Here is a 24804-nt window from a genome sequence, read left to right as displayed (position 1 = left end):
CCGCCACGGGCCGCGCGGGCCAGTAGGGCCCGTTCGCCCTGCTGTTGCCCCATCTCTGTGCCCCACCTCCGATGAAGCGGGCCGCGCGGTCCGCTTCATCGGCGCGCGCGAGAACACCTTCCCCGAGTACACGGCCCCGAGCGCCGCCCGTTGTTGACCGAGCGTCAGATACCTTGTGGAGCAAAGGGTTTGGCGACTTTGCATCAATACCTGCGAACTTCGAACACTGTGGTCACGAAATACGGACGCCGCCGGTAGAAGCCTCCTCCTGTTCTCGGCGCAGCCACCGGAGCCCCCTGTCCGGACGAAGCGCTGCCCCCACCGCACGAGCCGAACGTTCACCCGGGCGCCGGGTTGGCACCACCCGCCGCCACCGCCCGGCCGGGATGCGTCCCTTGCGGCTGCTACACCGGGGCGAGGATCGCGCCCGGTCGCTCGCTTCGCAGGAAGGAAAGTCATCCGTGTCCGAAGCCGACGGGCCCTCCGGCCGTCGGGGCGCAGCGGGACGAGGGCGTAGTAGTCGTTGTTCGGGCCGAACTGGCCGGACTGCGCCGCTTCGGTCTGGTTGCCGAAGTCGAAGGGCGCGGCCCCGGCGAGCACCAGGTCGCGCCAGCGTATGAGCACGTCGTACGCAAAACCCTCGGGGACGGTAACGCGGTCTCCGCGATCCGGCGGGACCGGGAGGAATCCGTGGGCCTCCCCGGCCGGTGAGCCGGGGGAGCGGGCTCCCGCGGCGGTGCTCCTGGCAGCGGCGGTCGACACGGTGGAGGGGATATGCGGAGCGGTGAGAGCGACGGCCCCGGCCCCGGCCCCGAGCAGGATTCTGCGGGAGATGGACTCGTGCAGCACGCTGCCGAAGTAGCGGTTTCTCGAGGTATTGGGTGCGTGTCCGGCGCAGGCATCACCACATCGGAATAGGCAGGTCTCCGGTGAGCGGCCGGAATGCCGACCGCTCGGGAGTAATGGTGGCCGTCCTCCGACACATCAACCGCCCTTCGGGTTACATGCGTGAACCGACGTCAGTGTGCATGAGAACGGAGCCTGTGGCAATCAAGTGCCTGAGCTGCACTTTCGTCGAGAAATGAGGTGAGTGGCGCCCTCGTAACGCCAGAAGTTTCCCCGAAATCATGGGTGTGACACAGGGGTCGGTCACGGTGGCTGAATCTGTGCACTTGAAGGAGGCGGATTAAGGTCTGATCCCTAATGCCTGATGGATCAGCGCGCGGCGTCAGATGTGATGCGTCGCAGGGCGGAAGGGTGAACGCATACTGGGTGCATCCGGGTGTTCCGGCGACGCGGGCACTGAAGCAGCGGTTCGTTTCCTGAGCTGCGTTTTCGATAGTGACAGCTGCGTGCGTTGGCCTGGCGACGTCTTCTCCCTGCCGACCAATTCGTGGGTGGCGGGGTCGCGGCCGGCTCTCGGGTAAAGCAGGAGAGTGTCGAGGAATCATCGGATCTCTGCCACGGTGAGCGGGGAGATGGCTGATCCGTTTCTGCAACCCCGTTTGAGCTCGTAACACGATCAAAAAATCGCGCCTTCTTTTCGGCCGACGACGGACCGGAGTGTCGCCCCTCACACCGTCACGAACGGCCGAACAAGATCGTATTTCGAGCTCTCAGAGACGAGTTTACTTTCGGCGGGAGTTGTCACGCGGCAACACGGTTCCACATTTTGTCCGGGCGTACACATATGGACTCCAGACCGTCCATATGCCGACCGCTTTTTTCCACGACTGGCCTGGCTTCATTGCCTGCGTGGGGCACCTAAGGGTAACCTTCACTCCTTTCCATGATAGAGTCTTGATGATTTATCAGAACGACGCGATAAAAGGGGAATGGCGTGAATACCGAGAAGCTTACGGCTCGGCGTCTGACAGCCGAGGAGACTTCAGGTTTGGGCCCCCAGGACGGTGTCTTCGTCCCGGCAAGCATGGATGGTGTATCCCCCGGCTGCTACGCACCGGCCTTCCTCACGAAATCGGGAAAGAGTTTCGAGGGTGGGTCCTTCACGGTACGGACGGCATTCGGCGAGGAGATGCACATCCTCCCCGACAGCGCCGAAGAGGGCGGCATCTGGGTTGCTGACAAGGCGGGAGAGGCGATCGAGGTTCTCCAGAGCGCCGGTGTCCTCCTGAACCTGGCCCTCTTCGTTCCCGGCGGAAGCAAGGAGTCCCTGGAATCTCTCTATTCCGCGGCCCGGGAAGCATTCGGCGCGGGGGTCGTCCAGCGTTGGAGCGAGGAAGTCGTCGAAGTGCCGGACGTCAAGGTCGACCTGTACGAGGAGCCGGCCCGGGGACGCAAGAACGCGAACAGCCAGAACCGCGACCGACGCGCCCTGGACATCTTCCCGACGCGAGTGCGGTTCCTCGAGCCCAGTGAGGGCTGGAAGTTCGTCGTCGAACCGCACAAGGAGATCATCGACGAGACGCCGACGATCTGACCTGATGGCAGGTTAGCTGCAGTGCCGTGGGAGCCCGTCAGTACGCTGACGGGCTCTTCATCGTGGAGCGGGCACCCCCTCCGCCCGGCTTTCCGGGCTTCTTGAGCCACCGGTCTCTCCGGCATCACGGCAGAAGCGGCGGTACCGGCGGAACCATGCGGCATGCGCAGACGTCTCCGTCCGGGATCCGGCCATCGACTCCAGGATGGGAACAAGTGACGCACACGGCTACAGAAGCCCCGCCCGCCGAGAGACGGCGGCGGGCCGGTGGCAGCGGACGGCGATGGGGACTGCTGGGCTGCGGGGTCGCGCTCATCGCGCCCGCCGCTCTGCTCGTCGTCCGGCTGACGGGACTCGACGCCGGAACCCCGCTGGCGATGCCGATGGTGTTCTTTCCCTGGACGACCCTCATCGGTGTACTGGTGCTGTTGCTGATGGCCGCTGTTCCCGCGCTGCGGTCCCGATGGGCCCTGGCCGGCACCGCGGCCCTGGTGATCGCTCACGCGGTGTTGCTGGCCCCGCGGTTCCTGCCTGATGGCCGGCCAGTGCCGGAACGCACGGTTGAGGTGCGTGTGGCCACCCTCAACACCAACGGAGGCGCCGCCGACGCCCGGGCAGTGGTGCGGCTGGTCCGTACGGAGCGGATCGATGTTCTGGCGGTGCAGCAGATGCCGCCGGGCGGCGTGGAAGCCCTCGACAGGGCGGGCCTGGGCGCGTTGCTGCCGCACCAGGAACTCCACCCCGAGTACGACTCCTCGGTCTACTCACGGCTCCCGATCAGCGACGCCGGTACCACTCATGCCGACACCGCCTGGCCCCAGACCGTCGCCGAGGTCGCCGTCGGCGGACGTAGCGTGCGGTTCGTGGCGGTGCACACCTACTATCCTCTCGGGAGCCCGGAGCGGTGGACCCGGGACATGGCCGCGCTCACCTCCCTGGCGCGGCGCGCGGGCCCGGACACCGTGTTCCTGGGTGACTTCAACGCTTCCCTCGACCACACTCCGATGCGGGACCTGCTCGCGGCCGGCCTCACGGACACGCATGCCGAGCTCGGCCACGGGTGGGCCCCCACGTGGCCCGTCGGCCGTGCCCTCGTCCCACCCGTGGTGCAGCTGGACCACATCCTGCACGGCCCCGGGCTGGCAGGGGTCTCGGTGGGCGGGCGAACCGTGCCCGGAACCGATCACCGAGCCGTCGTCGCGGTGCTCGCGCTGCTGCCGGACAAGGACCGGGAGCGGAGTCGATAGTCGTGGACCCAGGCTCCGCAGTGTGCGCCGTCGGCGGGCTGACCGGTGCGACGCGCCTACTCCCGTGCTGGAGCACGCGTCGAGAAGCCAGTGAAGGGTACGGCGTACAGCGCCGCCGACACCCGGCGCGGAGCTCCGCGCCGAATCGACCCGGCAGCCCAGAAGAACCGGCCACCGGCCTATGAGGAGTGAGGATGCGTATGCCACACACGACGACGCCCGACGGGGTCGGTATCGCCTATCAGGTGCGGGGCGACGGGGCCGCTCCCCTGCTCCTCCTGGCGGGGCAGGCCAACGACCACCACTGGTGGGACTCAGTGCGCGGCGACTTCCACGGCGCCCGCAGCACCATCACGTTCGACTACCGGGGTACGGGGGAGAGCGACAAGCCCGATCTTCCCTACAGCACCGAGCTGTTCGCGCTGGACGTGATCGCGGTACTCGACGCCCTCGGTATCGAGCGGGCCGACGTCTACGGGACCTCCATGGGCGGGCGGGTGGCCCAGCAGCTCGCGGCGCGCCATCCCGAACGCGTACGTGCCCTGGTGCTCGGGTGCACATCGCCCGGCGGCCCGCACGCCGTCGAACGCGCCAACGACGTGCGCAGGTCCCTGGTGCAGACGCGACCGGGTGCGGCGCGGCAGGCCCTGCTGGAGCTGATGTACACCCCTGCCTGGCTGGCGGCGAACCCCGGACCGTACCGGACGCTCGGCGACCCGGGCATGCCCGCCCACGCCCGACGGCGTCACCTCGCGGCCGGCAACGAGCACGACGCGTGGCAGCCCCTGCCGGGTATCGGCGCGCCCACTCTCGTCGTGCACGGCACCGATGACCTGCTCAACCCGGCCGCCAACGCTCCCCTGCTCGCGGAGCGTATCCCCGGCGCCCGTCTGCACCTCATCCCCGGAGCGCGGCACGCCTACTTCGAGGAGTTCCGCGCCGTCGCGAGCCCGCTCGTCCTGGACTTCCTCACCACTGTCACGCAGCGGTAGGAACCGGCCGGACGCGCGGTGGACGTCGACGTGATCCTCAAGGGGTCCTCTTCCGGCGTGCGGTGGACACGGCAGCGGTGTTCGCGGCGACGATCACCGCGATGGCCGACCAGGCGAGGACATCGAGCCGCTGGCCGAGAACGGCGAGGCCGACCAGGGCGGCGAAGACCGGGTTGACGCTCATGAACACGCCGAAGAAGTGGGCCGGGACACGGCGCAGCGCCAGCAGGTCGGCCAGGAACGGCACCGCCGAGGAGAGCACCCCGGCGACGAGGGCGCAGCCCAGCGCGGTGCGCGTGGGCGGGTGATGCCACAGCACCCAGCCGCCGACGGGCAGGTAGAGCACGGCGGAGACGATCGCCGCGGCGGCCGAGCCCTCCAGGCCTGGCAGGCGGGTCCCGACCGTCCGGTTGAGCAGGATGTAGCAGGCCCAGCAGGCCGCAGCCAGGAGGGCCAGGCCGATGCCCGAGTAGTCGGTGGAGGGCGTGGGGCGCATGAGAACGGCCACCGCGCCCGCGGCTGCCCCGGCGGCGGCCAGGTCGATCCGGCGGCGGGAGCCGGCCAGGGCGACGGTCAGCGGGCCGAGGAACTCCAGTGTGACGGCCAGCCCGAGGCCGATCCTGTCGATCGCCATGTACAGGGAGAGGTTCATTCCGGCGAACACCAGGGCGAGGCCCAGGACGGGACGCCACTGCGCGGCGGTGAAGTGCCGCAGCCGTGGCCGGCCGACGGCGCCGAGGATCACGGCGGCCACCCACTGGCGTACCGCCACCACCCCGGCGGGCCCGATCACCGGGAAGGCGAGCGCGGCGGCGGAGGCGCCCGTCTGGTTGGACAGGCCGCTGCCCAGCATCAGGGCCACACCGGCTCCACGCCCCGTGCCCCGTGGTGGCGCCGCCCCGTCGGCTCCGGTCGGGCGGGGCGTCGAGGCCGGAGAAGTATCGGTCTTCATGCCCCCGACGATGGGAGAGCCACCGCCCTGTGCAAAATGCGTCCGCGCACGCATCTATACGGTGGGCGTATGGATGAGTCGGGGAGCACGGCGCGTGCGCTGGAGCTGAAGCAGCTCCGGTGTCTGGTCGCCATCGTGGACACCGGCAGTTTCACCGACGCCGGCCACGCACTCGGTATGTCGCAGGCCGCCGTCTCCCGCGCCCTCGCCGGTCTCGAAAGCCTCCTCGGGGTACGACTGCTGATCCGCACCAGCCGCAGCGTCGCCCCCACCGCCGCGGGGGTCCGGGCGCTGGCCCGCGCCCGCATCGTGCTCGCCGGCACCGAGGAATTCGTCCGCGAGGCCACCACCGGGCACACCCGTCTGCACATCGGCCACGCCTGGTCCGCCTTCGGCCGGCACACCACCGAGTTCCAGCGCCGCTGGCACGAACAGCACCCGGGGACCGACCTGCGCCTCATCCGTCACAACACCCCTACCGGCGGCCTCGCCGAGGGGCTGTGCGACCTCGCCGTCATCCGTGCTCCGATCGATCTCAAGCCGTGGTCCCACGCCCGGATCGGCACCGAGGCCCGCTACGTGGCCATGGCGTCCGACGACCCCTGGGCCCGCCGTCGCGGTATCCGCCTGGACGAGATCCCGTCCCGTGCCCTGGCCATCGACCGCCGCACGGGCACCACCGCTCTGGACCTGTGGCCGGAGCGGGACCGGCCGGGGGTCGAGTTCACGCAGGACATCGACGACTGGCTGGCCGCCATCGCCACCGGCCGCTGTGTCGGGCTCACGCCTCGGGCCACCGCGGCCCAGTACCGCCGTGACGGCATCACCTACCGCCCGCTCCGGGGAGCCGGCCCGGTCACCGTCCACCTCATCTGGCGCGCCCACGCCACCCACCCCGCCACGCACACCGCGATCGCCCTCGCCGCCGGCCTCTACCGCGAGGACGGCCCCGGAGCGCGCCCGCGCGGATGACCCGCCAGGAGCGGAGGTACGGAACCGTCCGGGAAGGAAGTCAGGCGCCTTCCGCTCTCCCCCGGGGTCCTTTCAGCAGACCAAGCTCCAGCGCCTTGACCACCGCGTGGGTACGGTCGGCGACGTCGAGTTTGGCGAAGATCCTCAGCAGGTGCGTCTTCACGGTCGCCTCCGCGATGACCAGCCGGCGGCCGGTCTCCACGTTGGACAGCCCGTCCGCCACCGCGCCCAGTACGTCCACCTCCCGTGGCGTCAGCGTCACCGGCGCCGGCCGTCGCATCCGGGCCACCAGCCGCGCCGCGACACGCGGAGCGAGCACGGTCTCACCCCGGGACGCGGCGTGGACGGCTTCCACCAGCTGCTCGCGGGTGGCGTCCTTCAGCAGGTAGCCGATGGCGCCTGCCTCGACGGCGCGCTCGATCTCCGCGTCGGTCTCGTACGTGGTCAGGATCAGCACGCGGGTCCGGGCGGGCCCGGCGACGATCTCCGTCGTGGCGCTCGTCCCGTCGAGGACGGGCATCCGCAGGTCCATCAGCACCACGTCGGGCTCCAGCCGCTCTACGAGACCGACGGCCGCCCGGCCGTCCTCGGCCTCGCCGACGATCTCGATGGTGGGTTCGTCCGCCAGCAGGGCGACGACCCCGGCACGCATCACCGTGTGGTCGTCCGCCACGAGGATCCGGAGCTTCTTCTCCGCTGTCGGCCCGTGTGTCATCTCAGCCCTGCCCGTCGGTGGGAATCATGGCCAGGACGCGGGTACCGTCGCCGACCGAACTGGTGACGGTGAGCTCGCCGCCCAGCTCGGCCAGGCGCTTGCGCATTCCGTGCAGTCCGAACCCGTGGGATTCCTCCGTCACGAAGCCCGCGCCGTCGTCGGTGATCTCCAGCTCGATCCCGTACGGCTGCGCGGTGAGGACCACCTCCACGGTGGAGGCCGCCGCGTGCTTGCGGATGTTGGCGAGGGACTCCTGGGTGCAGCGCAGGAGAGCGATGCGGGTCTGCTGGTCGCAGGTGACGTCCGGCAGTTCGGAGGTGACGCGGGTCCCGGTGTCCTCGGTGAACCGCCGCAGGGTCCGTCGCAGGGTGTCCGTCACCGAGCCGGCGGCGACACCGCTCTGCGGGGCCGAGCCGACGAGGACGCGCGCCTCGGCGAGGTTCTCGCGCGCGGTGTTCTCGATCGCGAGCAGGTGTTTCCCGCTCCTGTCCGGGTCGGTCGGCAGACCGGATCTGGCCGCCTCCGCGAGCACGATGATGGACGCGAATCCCTGGGCGAGCGTGTCGTGGATCTCCCGCGCGAGCCGTTCGCGCTCGTCCGCCGCCCCCTGGCGGTGGTGTGCCTCGATGAGCCGGAGCCGTGCCTCCTCCAGTTCGGCGTTCAGCCGACGGGCCCGCTCGTCGGCGTCCTCGGTGATGTGGCGCACCCCCAGCCCGATGAGCACGCCTGCCGCGTACCCGATGATCGTGAAGATCACGTTGCCGGTGAAGAACTCCCCGCCCCAGCCCTGCCGTACGACGTTGCCGGCCACGACGCCCGCCGCGGCGAGACCGCTCAGGACGATCGCGGCACGTGCGCCCGCGGTGTAGATCCAGAAGTGCGGCAGTGTCACCACGAAGAGCGCCGCGCTGCCGTCGAGCAGGTACGACATGGCTCCGAGGCCCACGACGAGTACGTACAGGTAGGGGCGGGGGCGCAGGGCGGGGTTGCCGGGGAACAGCCCCACCGCGCCGTACGAGAGGGCGAGCACGGCCAGCAGCCCCAGCACCGGGTAGCGCGTCGTCCCGGGTGCGTCGGCGACCGCGAGGGCAGGCGGGACCACGCCCAGCAGCACCCAGAAGACGGCGTTCCACCGGTGCAGCGACGGTACGGTCAACGCGGTCTCGGGCTGCGGCCGTTGGTTCACCGCGTCAGCCTACTTCCGCCAGGGACCCGGCGGCGGGCTCCTGCGCCCGCCCGAACCTGCCGGGGCGCCGGGCCGGCCACCAGGCACGCTCTCCGAGGAGCAACAGCACCGACGGCAGGACCATGAGCCGGATGACCACGGCGTCCAGGAGGACGGCCACGGCCAGGCAGAATCCCATCTGCTTCATCTCGGTGAGGTGCAGGGCCACGAACGCGCCGAACACCGTCACCATGACGATCGCCGCGCTGGTCACCACCTTGGCCGACCTGTTGATGCCCTCCAGGACCGCCTCACGGGCGGGCATGCCGTTCTGCCTGGCCTCCTGGATCCGGCTGACCACGAACACCTGGTAGTCCATCGACAGGCCGAAGAGGATCACCACGAGGAACAGCGGAACCCTGGACGCGATCGCCCCGAGGGAGTCGAAGTCCAGCAGTCCCTCCGCCCACGACCCCTGGAAGACCAGGACCAGCATGCCGAGCGAGGCGCCGGCGGAGAGCAGGTTCAGTACGACGCCGATCGCGCCGATCACCACGGAGCGGAACGCCCACACGGTCATCAGGAAGGTCATCAGCAGCAGGAGGCCGAGGACCAGCGGCAGCTTGTCGCTCTCGTGACTCACGTAGTCCCGGCCCCGAGCGACATCGCCGCTCACAGCCGTCTCCACGCCGGTCAGTCGGCCGACGGTCGCGGGGATGTGATCCTGGCGGAGGTGGGCGAGCGACGCGATCGCCTCTGCGGAGGGCGCGGGATGGGGGACCGGGAGTTCCAGCACGCTGATCCGGCCGTCGGCCGACGTGCGGACCGTCGGCCGGAAGCTCTCCGGGGATGTGGCATTGCCCGCCTGGTTCGTCAGGTCCTTCGCGTCCTCCGGGTTCCGAGGGGCCCGCACGAACAGGGGGTCCGTCCGGACCCGCCGGCCGAGATCCTCCAGGGCCCGCTGCACCTGTGCCGCCTGTTCCGGCGTGGAGCGGGTGACGACCTCGTGGGTGACGAGGAGTTCGGGGAAGCTCTCGGTCAGCCGGTCGTAGACCCGCATGGCGGGGATGTCGCGGGAGAAGGTGTCCCTTCCCGGGTCGATCAGTTTCAGGCCGAGCGCGGGCACGGCCAGACCGAGCATGACGAGGACCGACAGGCACAGGGTCAGGGCGGGGCGGGTCCGGGCCGGGCGCAGCAGAGCGGCGAACACCCGTCCCGTCTCCGGCTTCACCGTCCGGGCCGGCTTGCCGCGCTTCGCCCGGCGGGCGGCCCTGCGGGGAGCGAGGCGGTCGGTTCGGCGTCCGATGACGACCAGCAGCGCGGGGAGCACGGTGAGCGAGCTGGCCACGGCGACGGCGACGACGAGGATGGTCCCGGTCGCCAGTGAGGAGAAGATGACGTCCGTGGCCAGGTACAGGGTGGCCGTGGAGACGATCACCGCGAGACCCGAGACCACGATGGCCCGGCCCGCTGTCGCCGCGGCCAGCTCCACGAGGGCCTCCGGGCCGAGCCGCCCGTCGGCGCGCGCCCGTTCCTCCCGTTCGCGCTTCAGGTAGAAGAGCGTGTAGTCGACGCCGACCGCCAGACCGATGAGCAGGATGAGGTTCGTCCCGACCCCCGCGTCGGGCATGACGTGCGAGGCGACCATGGACAGTCCGATCGCCGCGGCGATCGAGGAGAGCGCCAGGAGCAGCGGCACCCCCGCCATGATCACCGAGCCGAACACGATCAGCAGGGTGATGACGGTGACGGGCAGGCTGATGCGTTCGGAGAGCGCGAGATCCTCGTCGCGCTGGTCGTTGACGCCCTTGCTGATGGCTGGGGGTCCGGTCTCCTCCACCACCAGGTCCGGGTGGTCGGCGCCCACCGCCGCCGTCTGCTCCAGGAGCGGCACGACGTTCTTTTTGCCTTCCAGCTCCGGGCCGTTCAGGACCACAGAGACCAGCAGGACCTCGCCGTCCTTCGAGCGGACGGGAGCGGCCACGCTATCCACCTCGGGCAGGGACCGCATCCGCACGGTCACGTCCCGGGCCGCCGCACCGGCCGCTGCCATGTCCAGCTCCCCCGACCTGGCGCGGATCATGATCCGCTCGGTGGGGGAACGCTCCAGGCCGCCCTCGGTCGCCGTCGCCTCGGCGCATCCGGCCTCGCCGACCCAGAAGTCCTTGGTGGTGGCCTCGTTGGTGCCCAGCGCGATGCCGACCACGAGGCACAGGACGACGAACGCGAACCAGCCGGCGATCGCCCGTCCGGCGTGCCGGGCGCTCCATCGGGCCATACGTACAGGTAGGTGTCTCATGCCGGAGATCCTCGCCGCGGGGGTGCGGCGCCCGGCACGTCCTGCCGACTGAACCTGTTGTCCACCGACCGGTTGACAAGGAGGCCGCCGGGCCGGCGCCGGCCCCGCGACGCCCTGCACGCGCTTTCGCCGCACCGTCCTCGGGCTGGTGCCGGCGAGCTCCGCGGTCTCGCGGATGCCCGCCGAAACCCGCCGGTCGATGCGGGCCGCCGGGGAACGGGGCAGGGTTTCCGCGCATACGGAGACCGACGGTCCTCCGGAATGCGCCGAGCGCGCGCAATGTCGTCCCCCAACTGATGCGGATCGTCACTTTCCCGCCTTTCCGAATGATGTCGCCGTGCGTGCGCGGGCCGGCCGGACAGGGTCCGCCGATCAGCGGTTGGGAGCGCCGCCGGAAAGCACAGCGTGCCGACCGGGCGATGTCGGGCGCCCGCAGCACCACCGGGTCCTCCGCCGGGCGCGCTTGCCGCCGTGGAGGAGGTTCCAGGCGGCCCGGTCGGCGGCCGACGGACCAGGAGCGAGCCGAAAGCGGCGACGCATCAGGCGAGGGCCTCCCGGATCCCGAGCAGGAAGAAACCCCTGGCCGGCCCGGTCGGCGCGACGATGCCGCGGGGAACGCCACCCGACGAGCCCGCCGATCCCGCCGGGCCTCCCCTGGCTTCGAGCATGGCCGGCTTCCGGTCAGCAACCGGCTCGGATACGAAGGGGTGCGGCGGGCACCTGGGGAGCGCTGCGTTCACCGTCCGGGAAAGTCATGGAGTTCTCGCGGGCAGTCGGTTCAGGACCGCCTCGAAATCGAACGCGATCCCTTTTCCCACGCCGTCTCGTTTCCGTCGACCGACGCCAGGGCTTGGTATCCAGGGGCGTTTGTCTCGCCGATTCCCGGCGAAACCCGCGACGCTCCGGAGCAGTTCAACACATGGAAAGCCGCGTACGTCCGAGCGGCGGGGCCGGGGGCCGGGCCGGCGCCGCACGGAGAGCCCTGCTCCGCCGAGGGGGGCCGCCCCGACGGGCCGGCACGCCCACCGGCGTCGCCAAGTAGCTCCCTGACCGCAGAAGTTCTTCGGTCGGAAGCGTTGACGAAACATTCCACGTGGCCCTAGCTTCATCGCGTCGTACTTCGTACGTCATATATGAGACGCGATACGCGAGATGTGAGAGCCCGTCACCCATGACCTTCGCCCCTGCCCCGATCCCGTCCCGGACCCAGTACGTGCTGGAGGCCATCAAGCACGCCATCCTCACCGCGCAGCTGAGACCGGGACAGGCGCTGGTGGAGACCGAACTCGCCGCGCAGTTCGGGGTGTCGAAGACTCCCGTCCGCGAGGCGCTCAAGACGCTCGCGGGCACCGGACTCGTGGTGATGAGCCAGTACAAGGGCGTCACCGTGCGGCTCGTCGACGCGACCATGGCCAGGGAGGTGTACGACGTACGCCTGCTGCTGGAACCGGAGGCGCTGCGCCGCTCCATCACCCGGGGCGCCTCGCTGGAGGCGGCCCAGGAAGCCCTGGAACGGGCCGACTCGGCAGCCGACACGGCGGACAGGTCACTGGCCAACCGGGACTTCCACCGGGCCCTGTACCTGCCCTGCGGCAACCCGCTGCTCTCCCGGATGCTCGACGAGGTCCGCGACCAGGCGGCGCTCGTGTCGACCGTGGCCTGGTCGGCCGTCCCGTCCTGGGAGCGCGAGGCGGCCGAGCACCGCGAGATCCTGCGGCTCGCCCTCGCCGATGACGCGGAGGCAGCTGCCGGGGCCCTGCATCACCACATCGCGTCGTTCGTACGCCGCGCCTTCCCCGACGACGAAGACGGGGGCGACGCCGCGTGAACCGCCCGCTGGACCCGCTCCACCAGCACCTCGAAGAAAGGCCAGTCCGCATGGACCACTCACCGCTCAAGGCGGCCCTCGCAGACGTTGTGGCGATCCCGGTGACACCGTTCGCCGAGGACGGGAGCATCGACACCGCGACCCACCGCGTCCTGATGCGCAGGCTGCTCGACGGCGGCGTCCGCACCGTCACCCCGAACGGCAACACCGGGGAGTTCTACGCCCTCACCCCCGACGAGCGACGCCTCGTCACCGAGCTGACCGTCGAGGAGGCCGCGGGGCGCGCCACCGTCCTGGTGGGCGTCGGTCACGACGTGCCGACCGCGGTGGCCGCGGCCGAGCACGCCGCCGAGGCCGGTGCGGCGATGGTGATGGTGCACCAGCCGGTGCACCCGTACGTCGCGCAGGAGGGGTGGGTCGACTACCACCGGTCGATCGCCGAGGCCGTGCCGCAGCTCGGCGTCGTCCCCTACGTCCGCAGCCCGCGGCTGGCCGGGGAGCGGCTCGCCGAACTCGCCGACGCCTGCCCCAACGTCGTCGGTGTGAAGTACGCGGTCCCGGACGCGGCCCGCTTCGGCGCCTTCGCCCGGGACGCCGGTCTGGAACGGTTCGTCTGGATCGCCGGCCTCGCGGAGCTGTACGCCCCCTCCTACTTCGCCACCGGCGCCACCGGCTTCACCAGCGGGCTGGTCAACGTCGCCCCGGCCGTCTCCCTCGACATGCTGGAGGCGCTGCGGGCCGGGGACTACGTGGCGGCGATGAAGGTCTGGGAGCGTATCCGCCGCTTCGAGGAGCTCCGCGCCGCGGAGCAGTCCGCCGACAACGTCACCGTCGTGAAGGAAGCCCTGTCCGCGCTGGGGCTCTGCCGCCGCGACGTACGCGCTCCGAGCCGGGTCCTGCCCGAGGCCCGGCGCGCCGAGGTCGCCGGGCTGACAGCCGAGTGGTCCCTGTGACCGACACGTCCACCCGGGACCCGGGAACCGGCCGTATCGCGCCCGAGGAGCTGCGCAGCCACCGGTGGTTCGGCACCGACGGGCTGCGGTCCTTCAGCCACCGGGCCCGCACCCGTCAGCTCGGCTACCTCCCCGAGGAACACCTCGGCAAGCCGGTCATCGCGGTGCTCAACACCTGGTCCGACATCAACCCGTGCCACACCCACCTGCGCGAACGGGCACAGGCGGTCAAGCGGGGGGTCTGGCAGGCGGGCGGGTTCCCGCTGGAGTTCCCGGTCTCCACCCTCTCGGAGACCTTCCAGAAGCCGACCCCGATGCTCTACCGCAACCTGCTGGCGATGGAGACCGAGGAGCTGCTGCGCTCCTACCCCGTCGACGGGGCCGTGCTGCTGGGCGGCTGCGACAAGTCGACGCCCGCGCTGCTGATGGGCGCCGCCTCCGTGGACCTGCCGACCGTCTTCGTGCCCGCCGGGCCGATGCTGCCCGGGCACTGGCGCAACGAGGTCCTCGGCTCCGGCACGGACATGTGGAAGTACTGGGACGAGCGGCGGGCCGGGACCATCGGCGACTGCGAGATGGCCGAGCTGGAGAACGGTCTGGCCCGCTCCCCCGGCCACTGCATGACGATGGGCACCGCCTCCACCCTGACGGCCGCCGCCGAGGTGCTGGGGGTCACTCTGCCGGGCGCCTCGTCCATACCGGCCGTCGACTCGGGGCACGAGCGGATGGCCGCGGCCTCGGGGCTGCGGATCGTCGACCTCGTCCTGCGGCAGGTGACGTTGTCGCAGATCCTGACGGCGGAGGCGTACGAGGACGCCGTCGCCACGGTGCTCGCGCTCGGCGGCTCCACCAACGCCGTGATCCACCTGATCGCGATGGCGGGCCGGTCCGGTGTGAAGCTCACCCTGGACGACTTCGACCGGGTCGCCCGTACGGTGCCGGTCCTCGCCGACCTCCGTCCCGGCGGGCGGTACCTGATGGAGGACTTCCACTTCGCCGGCGGTCTGCCCGGCTTTCTGGGGCGGCTCACCGACGTACTGCATCTGGACCGGCCCACGGTCGCGCACTCCACCCTGCGCGAGCAGCTCGACGGCGCCCCCGTCCACAACAGCGACGTCATCCGCGAGCGCTCCGATCCGCTGGCCGGGGAGGGCGGGGTGGCGGTGCTGCGCGGCAACCTCTGTCCGGACGGGGCCGTCATCAAGCACATCGCCGCCGAGCCGCGTCTGCTGCGCCACACCGGGCCCGCCGTCGTCTTCGACGACTACCGGGAGCTCCAGCGCACGATCAACGACCCGGCCCTCGCCCTCACACCGGACCATGTGCTCGTGCTGCGCAACGCCGGGCCCCAGGGCGGCCCCGGCATGCCTGAGTACGGCATGCTGCCGATCCCCGACTACCTGCTGAAGCAAGGGGTGCGGGACATGGTGCGGATCTCCGACGCGCGGATGAGCGGCACCAGTTACGGGGCGTGTGTGCTGCACATCGCGCCCGAGTCCTTCGTCGGCGGGCCGCTCGCCCTGGTCCGCACCGGCGACATCATCACGCTGGACGTCGAGGCCCGGCTCCTGCGGCTCGACGTCGACGACGAGGAACTGGAGCGGCGCAGGGCCGCCTGGTCCCCGCCGCCCGCCCGCTACGGACGGGGCTACGGGGCGCTGTACCAGGACCAGATCACCCAGGCCGACACCGGATGCGACTTCGCGTTCCTGGCCCGGCAGGGAGAGGTGCCCGACCCGTACGCGGGGTGAGCCGGGCGCCGTGACCGTACGCGGGTCCCGTGACCGTACGCGGGCCCAGTGACCGTACGAGTGCCCGTGACCGTACGCGGGCGGAGCCGGGGCCCCCTCTGCACCTCACTCCCCCGGGTCGCTCCAACCCTTCATAGCAAGCGCTTTCACCATCAGTGGCCGACAGGCCCGAACGTCCAGCGCATCCAGCACCTCCCAGAGATCGGAGACGCGTCATGGCCCCAACCGCAGCCGTGGCCACACCGCCGCCCAAAGAGTCCCGGCGCCGCCGGGCGAGCCCTCGCCGCCTGCCCTATCTGCTGATCGCGCCGGCGGGCCTCCTGATGCTGGGCTTCATCGCCTACCCGGTGCTCAGCGTCTTCTACTACAGCCTGCAGAACTACAACGTCACCAAGCCGTGGCGGAACGGCTTCGCCGGGCTCGACAACTTCCGGCGCGTCTTCACCGAGGACGACCAGTTCTGGCCGACGCTCGGGTTCAGTGCCCAGTGGGTCTTCACCCAGGTCACGCTCCAGCTGCTCCTCGGCCTGGCACTCGCCCTGATCGTCAACCAGACGTTCATCGGGCGCGGCATCTCCCGGGCCATGGTCTTCTCCCCCTGGGCCGTCTCCGGTGTGCTGACCAGCACGATCTGGATCCTGCTCTACAACTCCTCGACGGGGTTCAGCCGCTACCTCGCGGACGCCGGGATCGGCGAGTACGGCACGTCGGTGCTCTCGGACACCGGAACCGTCTTCTGGGCGGCCACCGTCACCGAACTGTGGCGCGGTGTCCCCTTCTTCGCGATTCTCATCCTCGCCGACCTCCAGTCCGTCTCGAAGGAGTTGTACGAGGCGGCCTCGGTCGACGGCGCGGGCCGGCTGCGGCAGTTCTTCCACATCACGCTGCCCCACCTGAGGGACGCGATCATCCTCGCCACGCTGCTGCGCGGTGTCTGGGAGTTCAACAACGTCGACCTGCTCTACACCCTCACCGGCGGCGGTCCCGCGGGGGAGACCACCACCCTGCCGCTCTACGTGGCCAACACCGGCATCGAGGGCCACGACTTCGGGTACGCCTCCGCGCTCACCACCGTCGCCTTCGTGATCCTCCTCTTCTGTTCGATCGTCTATCTGCGCCTGAGCAAGTTCGGAGGCGACCGCACGTGACCGCCCTGCTCACCGAGAAGAACGGAACCGCTCGGCGGTCCTCCGCTCCCGGCTCCCCGCCGTCCGCCCCGCGCCGCCGCCCCGGGCGGGAGCGCGCCTTCGACGACGTGCCGCGCTGGCAGATCTATCTGCCGCTCGGCCTCTACCTCCTCTTCACGCTCATCCCGTTCTACTGGATGCTGCTCTTCGCCGTACGGCCCGCCGGCTCCACATCGCTGGTGCCCTGGCCCATGACCGGAGCGCACTTCTCCAAGGTCTGGAACGAGCGGAGCTTCGCCGTCTTCTTCCAGAACAGCATGATCGTCGGCGTCGCGACGCTCGTCGCCACGACCCTGGTCGCCCTGGCCGGCGGCTACGCCCTGGCCCGGTTCGACTTCAGGATCAAGGGCGCGTTCATGCTCGCGCTGCTCTGCTCGCAGTTCATCCCGGGCGCCCTGATGCTCGTACCGCTCTTCGAGATCTTCCGGAACCTCCAGATGATCAACTCGCTGGGGAGCGTCGTCATCGCGGAGACGGTGTTCCAGCTCCCGCTGTCGATCATCCTGATCAGCGGCTTCATCAAGAACGTCCCCGTCTCCCTGGAGGAGGCCGCCTGGGTCGACGGCTGCTCGCGCTTCACCGCCTTCCGCACCGTCGTCCTGCCGCTCCTGCGCCCCGGACTGATCGCCGTCGGCTCCTTCGCGTTCGTGCACAGCTGGAACCACTTCCTCTTCGCCCTGATGTTCCTGAGCGAGCAGGACAAGCAGACCATCCCGGTCGGTCTCAACACGCTGATCGGCGCGGACAGCGTCGACCTGGGCGCGCTCGCGGCGGGCGGTGTCATCGCGGCCGTTCCCGTGGTGATCGTCTTCGCCTTCATCCAGAAGTGGCTCATCACGGGCTTCAGCGCCGGCGCGGTGAAGGGATGAGGAAAGTGACCGCCCCCACCGCGGCCCCGGCCGCCCTCGTACCCGCCGTCCCGACCGCGCCCCTGCCCGTCGTCCTGGCCGGCGCCCGGGGCCACGGCCGGTGGCACCTCGCCAATGTGCGCCGGCTCCAGCACCAGGGCCGGGTCAGGCTGGCCGGGATCTGCGAGCTGGAGCCGCTGACCGCCGGTGAACTCGCGGCCGCCGGCTTCGGCCCCGACGAGTCGCCCGAGCAGTCCGACGACTTCGGGGCGCTCCTGGACGGCACCGGAGCGCGGGCGGCCATCGTCTGCACCCCCATCCAGACCCACACCGAGCTGGCCCTCGCCGCCGCAGCCCGGGGCGTCCACCTGCTGCTGGAGAAGCCACCCGCCGCCGGCTGGGCCGACTACGCGCGCATGGCCGAAGGCGTCGAACGGGCCGGCATCGCCTGCCAGGTGGGGTTCCAGTCCTTCGGGTCGCACGCCCTGCCCGCCATCCGCGAACTGGTCTCCAGCGGAGCCATCGGGACCGTCACCGGTTTCGGGGCCGCCGGGGCGTGGGTCCGGGACGACGCCTACTTCCGGCGGGCACCCTGGGCCGGGCGGCGCAGGATCGGCACGACCGATGTGGTCGACGGCGTCCTCACCAATCCCCTGGCGCACGCCGTGGCCACCGCGCTCGAACTGGCCTGCCGGGGCCGGTCCGAGGAGGTCGCCGCCATCGAGACGGAGCTGTACCGGGCACACGCCATCGAGGCGGACGACACCAGCAGCATCCGCGTCACCACCGCCGGGGGGCCGTGCGTCACCGTCGCCGTCACCCTGTGCGCCGAACGGCCCGGGGAGCCGTACGTCATCGTGCACGGCGAGAAGGGCCGCATCACCTTCTGGTACAAGCAGGACCGGGTCCTGGTGCAGCGCGCCGGACGGGGCCCCGAGGAGACCGTGCACGGGCGGACCGATCTCCTGGAGAACCTCCTCGACCACCTGGAGCACGGCACACCGCTGCTGGTTCCGCCCGCGTCCACGGGGGCGTTCATGCGCGTCGTCGAGGCCGTGCGCACCGCCCCCGAGCCCGCCCCGCTGCCCGACCGTGCCTGGGAGACCCGGTACGACGGGCCGGACGGCGGGGCGCGGCGGGTCGTGCCGGGCATCGACTCCCTGGTCGCCGCCGGGGCCGAGTCCCTCAGCCTCTTCTCCGAACTGGGCGCCCCCTGGGCCCGGGTGGGCGAGGCGGCCGCCTCATGACCCAGCACGCCACGGACCCGTTCCCCGACCTCCCGGCCACTCTTTCCTGCGGTGCCGACACGGTCGCCCATTACGGCTACGCGCCGGGCCCGGACAGCCGCCCCCGCCTCCACCCCGTCACCACCCTCGGCGGGATCACCGTCACCGAGGAACGCCCCGCGGACCACCTCCACCACCTGGGCGTCTCCGTCGCCGTCCCCGACGTCGCCGGGTACAACTTCTGGGGCGGGCGCACCTTCGTCCGGGGCCGGGGGCCCACCGCACTCGACAACCACGGCGTCCAGCGCCACCTGGCCCGGCCCCAGCGCAGCCCGAACGGCTTCACCCAGGAGCTCGGCTGGGAAGCCGCCGGCGCCGAGCTTCTGCGCGAGCACCGCACGCTGTCGGCCACCCGGACCTCCTCCACCACCTGGGAGCTGGACTTCTCCTTCGTGCTCACCAACCCCGGGGGCACGGGCCTCTCCATCGGCAGCCCGGCGACCAACGGCCGCCCGGGCGCCGGGTACGGCGGCTTCTTCTGGCGCGCCCCCAAGGAGGCCGCCCCGCCCACCGTGTTCAGCGCCACGCACGAGGGCGAGAGCGAGGTCCATGGCCGCACCGCCGACTGGCTGGCCCTGGCCGGGGACGGCTGGACGCTCGTGTTCGTGGGGGCGACCGAGGAGACCCGGCGCGACCCGTGGTTCGTGAGGACCTCCGAGTACCCGGGGGTCGGCTCCAGCCTGGCGGCGCACGAGCGGCTGCCCGTACCCGCCGGGGCGTCGGTCGTACGCCGGATCATCACCGTCGTCGTGGACGGCAGGCCGGACCGGGAGACCGCCGCCCGGTACGCGCGCGAGGCGGTGGCCCGGTGAGCCGGCCGTGGAGCTCCGACCTCGGTGACGGGACGTACCGCAACCCGGTCCTGAACGCCGACTGGTCCGACCCCGACGTCGTCCGTGTCGGTGACGACTACTACCTCACCGCTTCCAGCTTCGGCCGGTCCCCCGGGCTGCCGCTCCTGCACTCCCGCGACCTGGTCAACTGGACCGCCGTCGGGCACGCGCTGGACCGCCTCGAACCCGCCGCGGAGTTCGCCGCTCCCCGCCATGACCGCGGGGTCTGGGCCCCCTCGCTGCGCCACCACGGCGGACGCTTCTGGATCTTCTGGGGCGACCCCGACCACGGAATCCAGCAGATCAACGCAGCCCGCGTCGAGGGCCCTTGGAGCGCCCCGCATCTGCTCAAGGCGGGCAAGGGGTTCATCGACGCCTGCCCGCTGTGGGACGAGGAGACCGGCGAGGCCTACCTCGTCCACGCGTGGGCCAGGTCCCGCTCCGGCGTCAAGAACCGGCTCACCGGCCACCGGATGAGTCCCGACGGTCGCGAACTCCTCGACGAGGGATCGACGCTGGTGGACGCCGACCGGATTCCGGGCTGGTTCACCCTCGAAGGCCCCAAGCTCTACCGGCGCGACGGCTATTTCTGGATCTTCGCACCGGCCGGCGGCGTGGAGACCGGCTGGCAGGGCGCCTTCCGTTCCCGGGACTTCCTCGGCCCGTACGAGGAACGCGTCGTCCTCGCCCAGGGCCGCACCGGCGTCAACGGCCCCCATCAAGGCGGCTGGGTGCACACCACCGCGGGCGAGGACTGGTTCCTCCACTTCCAGGCCCGGGGAGCGTACGGGCGGGTCGTCCACCTCCAGCCGATGCGCTGGGACGCCGAGGGGTGGCCCGTCATCGGCGACGGGGGCGAGCCCGTGCCCCGGCACACCAAACCCGTCGCCCCCGCCCAGCCGGTGGCGGCGCCCGCCGTCGACGACGACTTCCCCCGCGGCCGCCCCGGCGCCCAGTGGCAGTGGACGGCCAACCCGCGCCCCGACTGGACCACCCGGCACGGCGGGGACGGACTGCGGCTCACCTGCGTACGGACCGCGTACGAACACGACCTGCGGCTGCTGCCCAACATCCTGGTCCAGCGGCTGCCCGCCGAAACGTTCACCGTCGACGTGGAACTCGCCCTGGACAGCAGCGAACCGGGCGCCAAGGCCGGACTCGCCGTGGTGGGCGACGCGTTCGACTGGATCGGCCTCGAGGTCGCCGCCGACGGCACACCGCGGCTCGTCCACCGCTTCGCCGAGGGCGTCGCCGCGCACGAACGGGACGCGGCCGGGTCCCGCGCCTCCCCGGACAGACGGGCCCGGCTGCGCGTCGAGGTCACGGCGGGGGCCCGCTGCCGCTTCTCCGCCGACACCGGCGACGGGTTCCGGCCCTCGGGCCAGGTCTTCGCCGCCACCCCCTGGCGCTGGGTCGGGGCGCTCCTCGGCCTCTTCGCCACCGCGCCGGCCGGGACGGGCCCCGCCGGAACGGCCCGCTTCACCGCATTCCGCGCCACCCCCGGCCCCCACCCCCCGCAGAAGTGCACGTGTACGGATCCATCACACCCTCATCACCAGACAGAGAAGAGCCGACGATGACCATTTCGAAGACACAGCGGGGACGTACCACGGCCGCCGTCTCCATTGCCGCGGTGCTCGCGCTGACGGCCACCGCGTGCGGTGACGACGGCAGCGGCTCCGGCACGGAGGGCAGCGGGAAGGGCGAGATCACCTTCTGGGACAACAACGGCGGTCCGCGCACCGCCGTCTGGACCGAGATCATCAAGGACTTCGAGAAGCAGCACCCGGACATCAAGGTCAAGTACGTCCCGATCCCGATCGCCGACGTCCAGTCGAAGTACGACACCGCGATCGCGGGCGGCGGGCTGCCGGACGTCGGCGGTGTCGGCACGGCCTATCTGGCCAACATGGTCTCCCAGGAAGCCCTGGAGCCGGTCAACGACCGGCTGGAGAAGTCCGCGCTGAAGGGCAAACTGGTCGAGTCCATGGTCGAGAGCGTCCGCGCGGCGGCCGGCCGGGGCGACGATGTCTACTCCGTACCGACCTCCGCCAACAACGGTGTGCTCTGGTACCGCACCGACCTGTTCGAGCAGGCCGGTCTGAAGGCACCCGACACCTGGGCGAACTTCTACACGGCGGCCGAGAAGCTGACCGACGCGAAGAACAACAAGTTCGGCTACACGATCCGCGGCGGCGCCGGCTCCATCGCGCAGGCGCTGGACGCGATCTACGGACAGTCCGGCATCACCGAGTTCTGGGACGGCGACAAGACGACGCTCAACGACCCGAAGAACGTCGCCGCTCTGGAGAAGTACGCCGGGCTCTTCAAGAAGACCACGCCCGCCGCCGACGTCAACAATGACTTCACCAAGATGGTGGCCCAGTGGGACACCGGCACGATCGGCATGCTGAGCCACAATCTGGGCTCCTACCAGGACCATCTCAAGGCTCTCGGAGAGGACAAGTTCGCGGGCATACCCGCGCCCATCGGGGACGGCGGCACCCGGGTACAGGTCTCCAATCCCGTCGACGGGCTCGGCCTCTTCCGGTCGAGCCAGAACAAGACCGCGGCGTGGAAGTTCATCGAGTTCGCGGCCTCCCACGCGTCCAACAGCAAGTGGAACGAGTCGGCGGGCGCCATCCCTGCCAACACCGAAGCGGCGAAGGACCCCTGGATCAGCGAGACCGAGTCGACCGCGCTGGCCGCGAAGACCTTGACCGACGGCTCCACGAAGGTCGTCGATCTGCCCTACTACCTGCCTGACTGGAACAACATCAGCAAGGCGGACAACGAGCCGGAGTTCCAGAAGGTGTTGCTCGGCAAGATCACGGCCAAGGCGTTCCTGGACGACATGGCCGAGCAGTTGAACGCCGCCAACAAGGAGTGGAAGGAGATCGGCAACGGCTGATCCGGCCTCCTCCCTGTCCCTCCCCCATGACGGGGGCCGGCGGCGGTCCGGGTCGCGCTCCGCCGCCGGCCCCTCTCCCGCGCAAGCGCGCACACAAGAGAGGCAGTCCTCCGTGTCACTCACCCGCAGACAGACCGCCACCGCACTGCTCGCCCTGCCCCTCGGCCCGGGCCTCGCCCTCTCGGCCACCCCAGCGCTCGCCCATGGCGGCGGGGGTGGGGGCGGCAGGCCCCGGCCCCGTACGATCCACATCGCCGGGGACTCCACGGCCGCCGTGAAACACGCCGACGCCGCGCCCGAGACGGGTTGGGGCATGGCGCTCCCCTTCTTTCTCACCGGTCGGCTCCAGGTCGCCAACCATGCGGTGAACGGCCGCAGTTCGAAGAGCTTTCTCGACGAGGGCCGTCTCACCGCACTCCTGGCCGGTGTCCGCCCCGGCGATCTCGTCCTCGTCCAGTTCGGCCACAACGACCAGAAGACCGAGGACCCGGCCCGCGGCACGGACCCGTACACCACCTATCAGGAGTACCTGCGCCAGTACGTGAAGGGCGCCCGTGCACGAAGGGCGCGGCCGGTACTGGTCACGTCGGTCGAGCGCCGCCGGTTCACCGCCGACGGCACCGCGCGGCCCAGCCTCGGCGAGTATCCGGCGGCGATGCGCGCCCTGGCGGCCGAGGAGGGGGTCCCCCTGGTCGACGTCCAGGCGCTCTCCCTCGCCCGCTGGCAGGAGTTGGGGCCGGACGGCACCGAGGCCTGTTTCCTGTGGCTGGACCCCGGCGAATCGCCCAACCACCCCGACGGTGCGCGGGACAACACCCACTTCAGACCGGCGGGCGCCATCGAGGTGGCCCGGCTGACCGCACGGGCGCTGCTGGGCGAGGAGGTGCTCGCCCCGCGCGACCTCCGCCGCCTGGACGACCGGGTCCCGACGGAGTGGATCACCTGGCCCGGGCAGGTCTGAGGCACTCCCCCTCCCTCTCTCCCTTCTCTTCTCTTCCTCCTCCCCTTTCTTCCTCTCTCCGACAACACAGAAGGATGCGCCATGCCCGCACGCAAGCGTCATACCCGCGCCATCGCCGTGACCCTGGGCTGCACCTCCCTGGCTCTCGCCCTCTGCACCCCGGCCCAGGCCACCGCGCACCCGCGCCACGCCGGCCCCGGCGTCGAGCGCGCCGTCCTGCCCGCCGGAGACGGCTGGGCCGCCGCCGAGGGCTCCACCACGGGGGGCGCGAACGCCACGCCCGACCACGTCTACACCGTGACCGACCGGGCCGAGCTCGTCGCCGCGCTCGCGGAGGCGGGCGACGCACCGAAGATCATCAGGATCTCCGGGACCGTGCACGGCAACTCCGACGTCAACGGCACGCCGATCGGCTGCGAGCAGTACCAGACCGGCGGTTACACGCTGGAGAAGTACCTCGCCGCCTACGATCCCGAGGTCTGGGGCCGGGACACGGTCCCCTCGGGCCCGCTGGAGGAGGCCCGCGTCGCCTCCTCGAAGCTCCAGGCGGCCTCCGTCAATATCAAGGTCCCCTCCAACACCACCCTGGTCGGGGTGGGGAAGAACCCGAAGGTCATCGGGGCCTCGCTCCAGGTGCGGGACGTCTCCAACGTCATCATCCGCAACATCGGCTTCGAGGACACCTACGACTGCTTCCCCCAGTGGGACCCCACGGACGGGGCCCAAGGCGCCTGGAACTCCGAGTACGACAACCTCGTCGTGTACGGATCCCGCCACGTCTGGGTCGACCACAACACCTTCAGCGACGGCGACCGCCCCGACGCGGACCAGCCCCACTACTTCGGCCAGGTCTACCAACAGCACGACGGCCTCTTCGACATCGTGCGCGGCGCCGACCTGGTCACCGTCTCGTGGAACGTCCTCAAGGACCACGACAAGACCATGCTCATCGGCAACAGTGACGGCGCCGGCGCCACCGACCGGGGCAAGCTCCGCGTCACGCTCCACCACAACCTCTTCAAGGACGTCAAGGAGCGGGCCCCGCGCGTGCGGTTCGGGCAGGTCGACGCATACAACAACCACTTCGTGGCGACGAAGGGCAGCGCCTACGGATACACGTTCGGCATCGGCGCGGAGTCCCGGCTGGTCGCCGAACACAACGCGTTCACCCTCACGCGGGACGTGGACCGGGCGACGATCCTGAAGAAGTGGTCGGAGTCGTCCCTCACCGCGAGGAACAACTACGTCGACGGGCGGAAGACCGACCTGGTAGCCGTGCACAACGCGGGGGTGCCGGATGAGCACCTCACCGAGGGCGCCGGCTGGACGCCCCGCCTGCGGACGGCGGTCCACCACCCGCTCGTCGTGCCGGTGCTCGTGGCGCTCAAGGCGGGAGCGGGCAGGGTGAGCCCGAGCGGTCGCTGAGAGCTCGTCCCCGACCGTACGCGCCCGGAGGCAACCGCT

General features: G+C 70.8%; 20 protein-coding genes. 15 read left to right on the top strand and 5 right to left on the bottom strand.

Annotated elements, in window-relative coordinates:
- The coding region (locus ACH4KB_RS15865) for an alkaline phosphatase PhoX (RefSeq protein WP_398066548.1) at positions 1-762 on the bottom strand (762 nt) is incomplete at its 3' end.
- Positions 763-1840: 1078 nt separating this feature from the next.
- Between ACH4KB_RS15865 and ACH4KB_RS15860 the strand changes: the two genes are divergently transcribed.
- The 3 genes from ACH4KB_RS15860 to ACH4KB_RS15850 all read left to right on the top strand — a co-directional run bounded on the left by ACH4KB_RS15860 (position 1841) and on the right by ACH4KB_RS15850 (position 4679).
- The gene (locus ACH4KB_RS15860; RefSeq protein ID WP_398066526.1) at positions 1841-2440 is read left to right on the top strand and encodes a hypothetical protein; all 600 of its coding nucleotides are present in this window, start codon (positions 1841-1843) and stop codon (positions 2438-2440) included.
- 215 nt (positions 2441-2655) lie between these two features.
- Positions 2656-3687: an endonuclease/exonuclease/phosphatase family protein gene (locus ACH4KB_RS15855; protein WP_398066525.1), complete on the top strand. Its 1032-nt coding sequence runs from the start codon at positions 2656-2658 to the stop codon at positions 3685-3687.
- A gap of 200 nt (positions 3688-3887) precedes the next feature.
- Positions 3888-4679, top strand: coding sequence for an alpha/beta fold hydrolase (locus ACH4KB_RS15850; protein ID WP_398066547.1), 792 nt, complete (start codon positions 3888-3890; stop codon positions 4677-4679).
- Positions 4680-4716: 37 nt separating this feature from the next.
- Here the strand turns inward: ACH4KB_RS15850 and ACH4KB_RS15845 are convergent, their stop codons facing one another.
- The gene (locus ACH4KB_RS15845; RefSeq protein ID WP_398066524.1) at positions 4717-5631 is read right to left on the bottom strand and encodes an EamA family transporter; all 915 of its coding nucleotides are present in this window, start codon (positions 5629-5631) and stop codon (positions 4717-4719) included.
- Between the two features lie 69 nt (positions 5632-5700).
- Here ACH4KB_RS15845 and ACH4KB_RS15840 point away from each other — a divergent pair, with 69 nt between their 5' ends.
- Positions 5701-6603 carry a LysR family transcriptional regulator gene (locus ACH4KB_RS15840; protein WP_398066523.1) on the top strand — a complete coding sequence of 301 codons (903 nt, stop codon included), beginning with the start codon at positions 5701-5703 and terminating at the stop codon, positions 6601-6603.
- Positions 6604-6643: 40 nt separating this feature from the next.
- On the opposite strand, the gene ACH4KB_RS15835 is transcribed toward ACH4KB_RS15840, so the two are convergent.
- Genes ACH4KB_RS15835 through ACH4KB_RS15825 form a run of 3 tightly spaced genes read right to left on the bottom strand, consistent with a single transcriptional unit; the run spans position 6644 to position 10782 of the window.
- A complete protein-coding gene (locus tag ACH4KB_RS15835) occupies positions 6644-7318 on the bottom strand; it encodes a response regulator (protein ID WP_398066522.1) in 675 nt (224 codons plus the stop codon).
- A 1-nt stretch (position 7319) separates the two neighbouring features.
- On the bottom strand, positions 7320-8504 hold the full coding sequence (locus ACH4KB_RS15830) for a sensor histidine kinase (protein ID WP_398066521.1): 1185 nt from the start codon (positions 8502-8504) through the stop codon (positions 7320-7322).
- Positions 8505-8508: 4 nt separating this feature from the next.
- Complete coding sequence (locus ACH4KB_RS15825; RefSeq protein ID WP_398066520.1) at positions 8509-10782, bottom strand: MMPL family transporter; 2274 nt, start codon at positions 10780-10782, stop codon at positions 8509-8511.
- Between the two features lie 1171 nt (positions 10783-11953).
- Here ACH4KB_RS15825 and ACH4KB_RS15820 point away from each other — a divergent pair.
- From ACH4KB_RS15820 to ACH4KB_RS15770, 11 genes are all read left to right on the top strand, one after another.
- Positions 11954-12610, top strand: a complete 657-nt coding sequence (locus ACH4KB_RS15820) for a GntR family transcriptional regulator (RefSeq protein WP_018960934.1) — start codon at positions 11954-11956, stop codon at positions 12608-12610.
- 50 nt (positions 12611-12660) lie between these two features.
- Positions 12661-13563 carry a dihydrodipicolinate synthase family protein gene (locus tag ACH4KB_RS15815; protein WP_398066519.1) on the top strand — a complete coding sequence of 301 codons (903 nt, stop codon included), beginning with the start codon at positions 12661-12663 and terminating at the stop codon, positions 13561-13563.
- Positions 13560-15314, top strand: coding sequence for an L-arabinonate dehydratase (gene araD, locus ACH4KB_RS15810; protein WP_398066518.1), 1755 nt, complete (start codon positions 13560-13562; stop codon positions 15312-15314). Before ACH4KB_RS15815 ends, araD begins: the two co-directional genes overlap by 4 nt.
- A gap of 215 nt (positions 15315-15529) precedes the next feature.
- Entirely contained in the window at positions 15530-16462 is a 933-nt protein-coding gene (locus ACH4KB_RS15805; RefSeq protein WP_215103325.1) for a carbohydrate ABC transporter permease, read from the top strand.
- Positions 16459-17370 (top strand): carbohydrate ABC transporter permease, encoded by a 912-nt coding sequence (locus tag ACH4KB_RS15800; protein WP_397918083.1) that lies wholly within the window; start codon positions 16459-16461, stop codon positions 17368-17370. The genes ACH4KB_RS15805 and ACH4KB_RS15800 overlap by 4 nt, the downstream gene beginning before the upstream one ends.
- Positions 17367-18596: a Gfo/Idh/MocA family protein gene (locus ACH4KB_RS15795; RefSeq protein WP_398066517.1), complete on the top strand. Its 1230-nt coding sequence runs from the start codon at positions 17367-17369 to the stop codon at positions 18594-18596. The genes ACH4KB_RS15800 and ACH4KB_RS15795 overlap by 4 nt, the downstream gene beginning before the upstream one ends.
- On the top strand, positions 18593-19447 hold the full coding sequence (locus tag ACH4KB_RS15790; protein ID WP_398066516.1) for a PmoA family protein: 855 nt from the start codon (positions 18593-18595) through the stop codon (positions 19445-19447). The genes ACH4KB_RS15795 and ACH4KB_RS15790 overlap by 4 nt, the downstream gene beginning before the upstream one ends.
- Positions 19444-21048 (top strand): family 43 glycosylhydrolase, encoded by a 1605-nt coding sequence (locus ACH4KB_RS15785; protein WP_398066515.1) that lies wholly within the window; start codon positions 19444-19446, stop codon positions 21046-21048. The genes ACH4KB_RS15790 and ACH4KB_RS15785 overlap by 4 nt, the downstream gene beginning before the upstream one ends.
- On the top strand, positions 21045-22379 hold the full coding sequence (locus ACH4KB_RS15780; protein WP_398066514.1) for an ABC transporter substrate-binding protein: 1335 nt from the start codon (positions 21045-21047) through the stop codon (positions 22377-22379). The genes ACH4KB_RS15785 and ACH4KB_RS15780 overlap by 4 nt, the downstream gene beginning before the upstream one ends.
- A 112-nt stretch (positions 22380-22491) precedes the next feature.
- Positions 22492-23340 carry a rhamnogalacturonan acetylesterase gene (locus ACH4KB_RS15775; RefSeq protein ID WP_398066513.1) on the top strand — a complete coding sequence of 283 codons (849 nt, stop codon included), beginning with the start codon at positions 22492-22494 and terminating at the stop codon, positions 23338-23340.
- 81 nt (positions 23341-23421) lie between these two features.
- Positions 23422-24765: a polysaccharide lyase family 1 protein gene (locus ACH4KB_RS15770; RefSeq protein WP_398066512.1), complete on the top strand. Its 1344-nt coding sequence runs from the start codon at positions 23422-23424 to the stop codon at positions 24763-24765.
- Positions 24766-24804 lie beyond the last annotated feature (39 nt).

Origin of the sequence: Streptomyces sp. NPDC017520 (genome assembly GCF_044329855.1) — a bacterium.
Lineage (GTDB): Bacteria > Actinomycetota > Actinomycetes > Streptomycetales > Streptomycetaceae > Streptomyces.
Note: the sequence above shows the minus strand (reverse complement) of the source record. Positions and strands in the feature narration are given on the sequence as shown.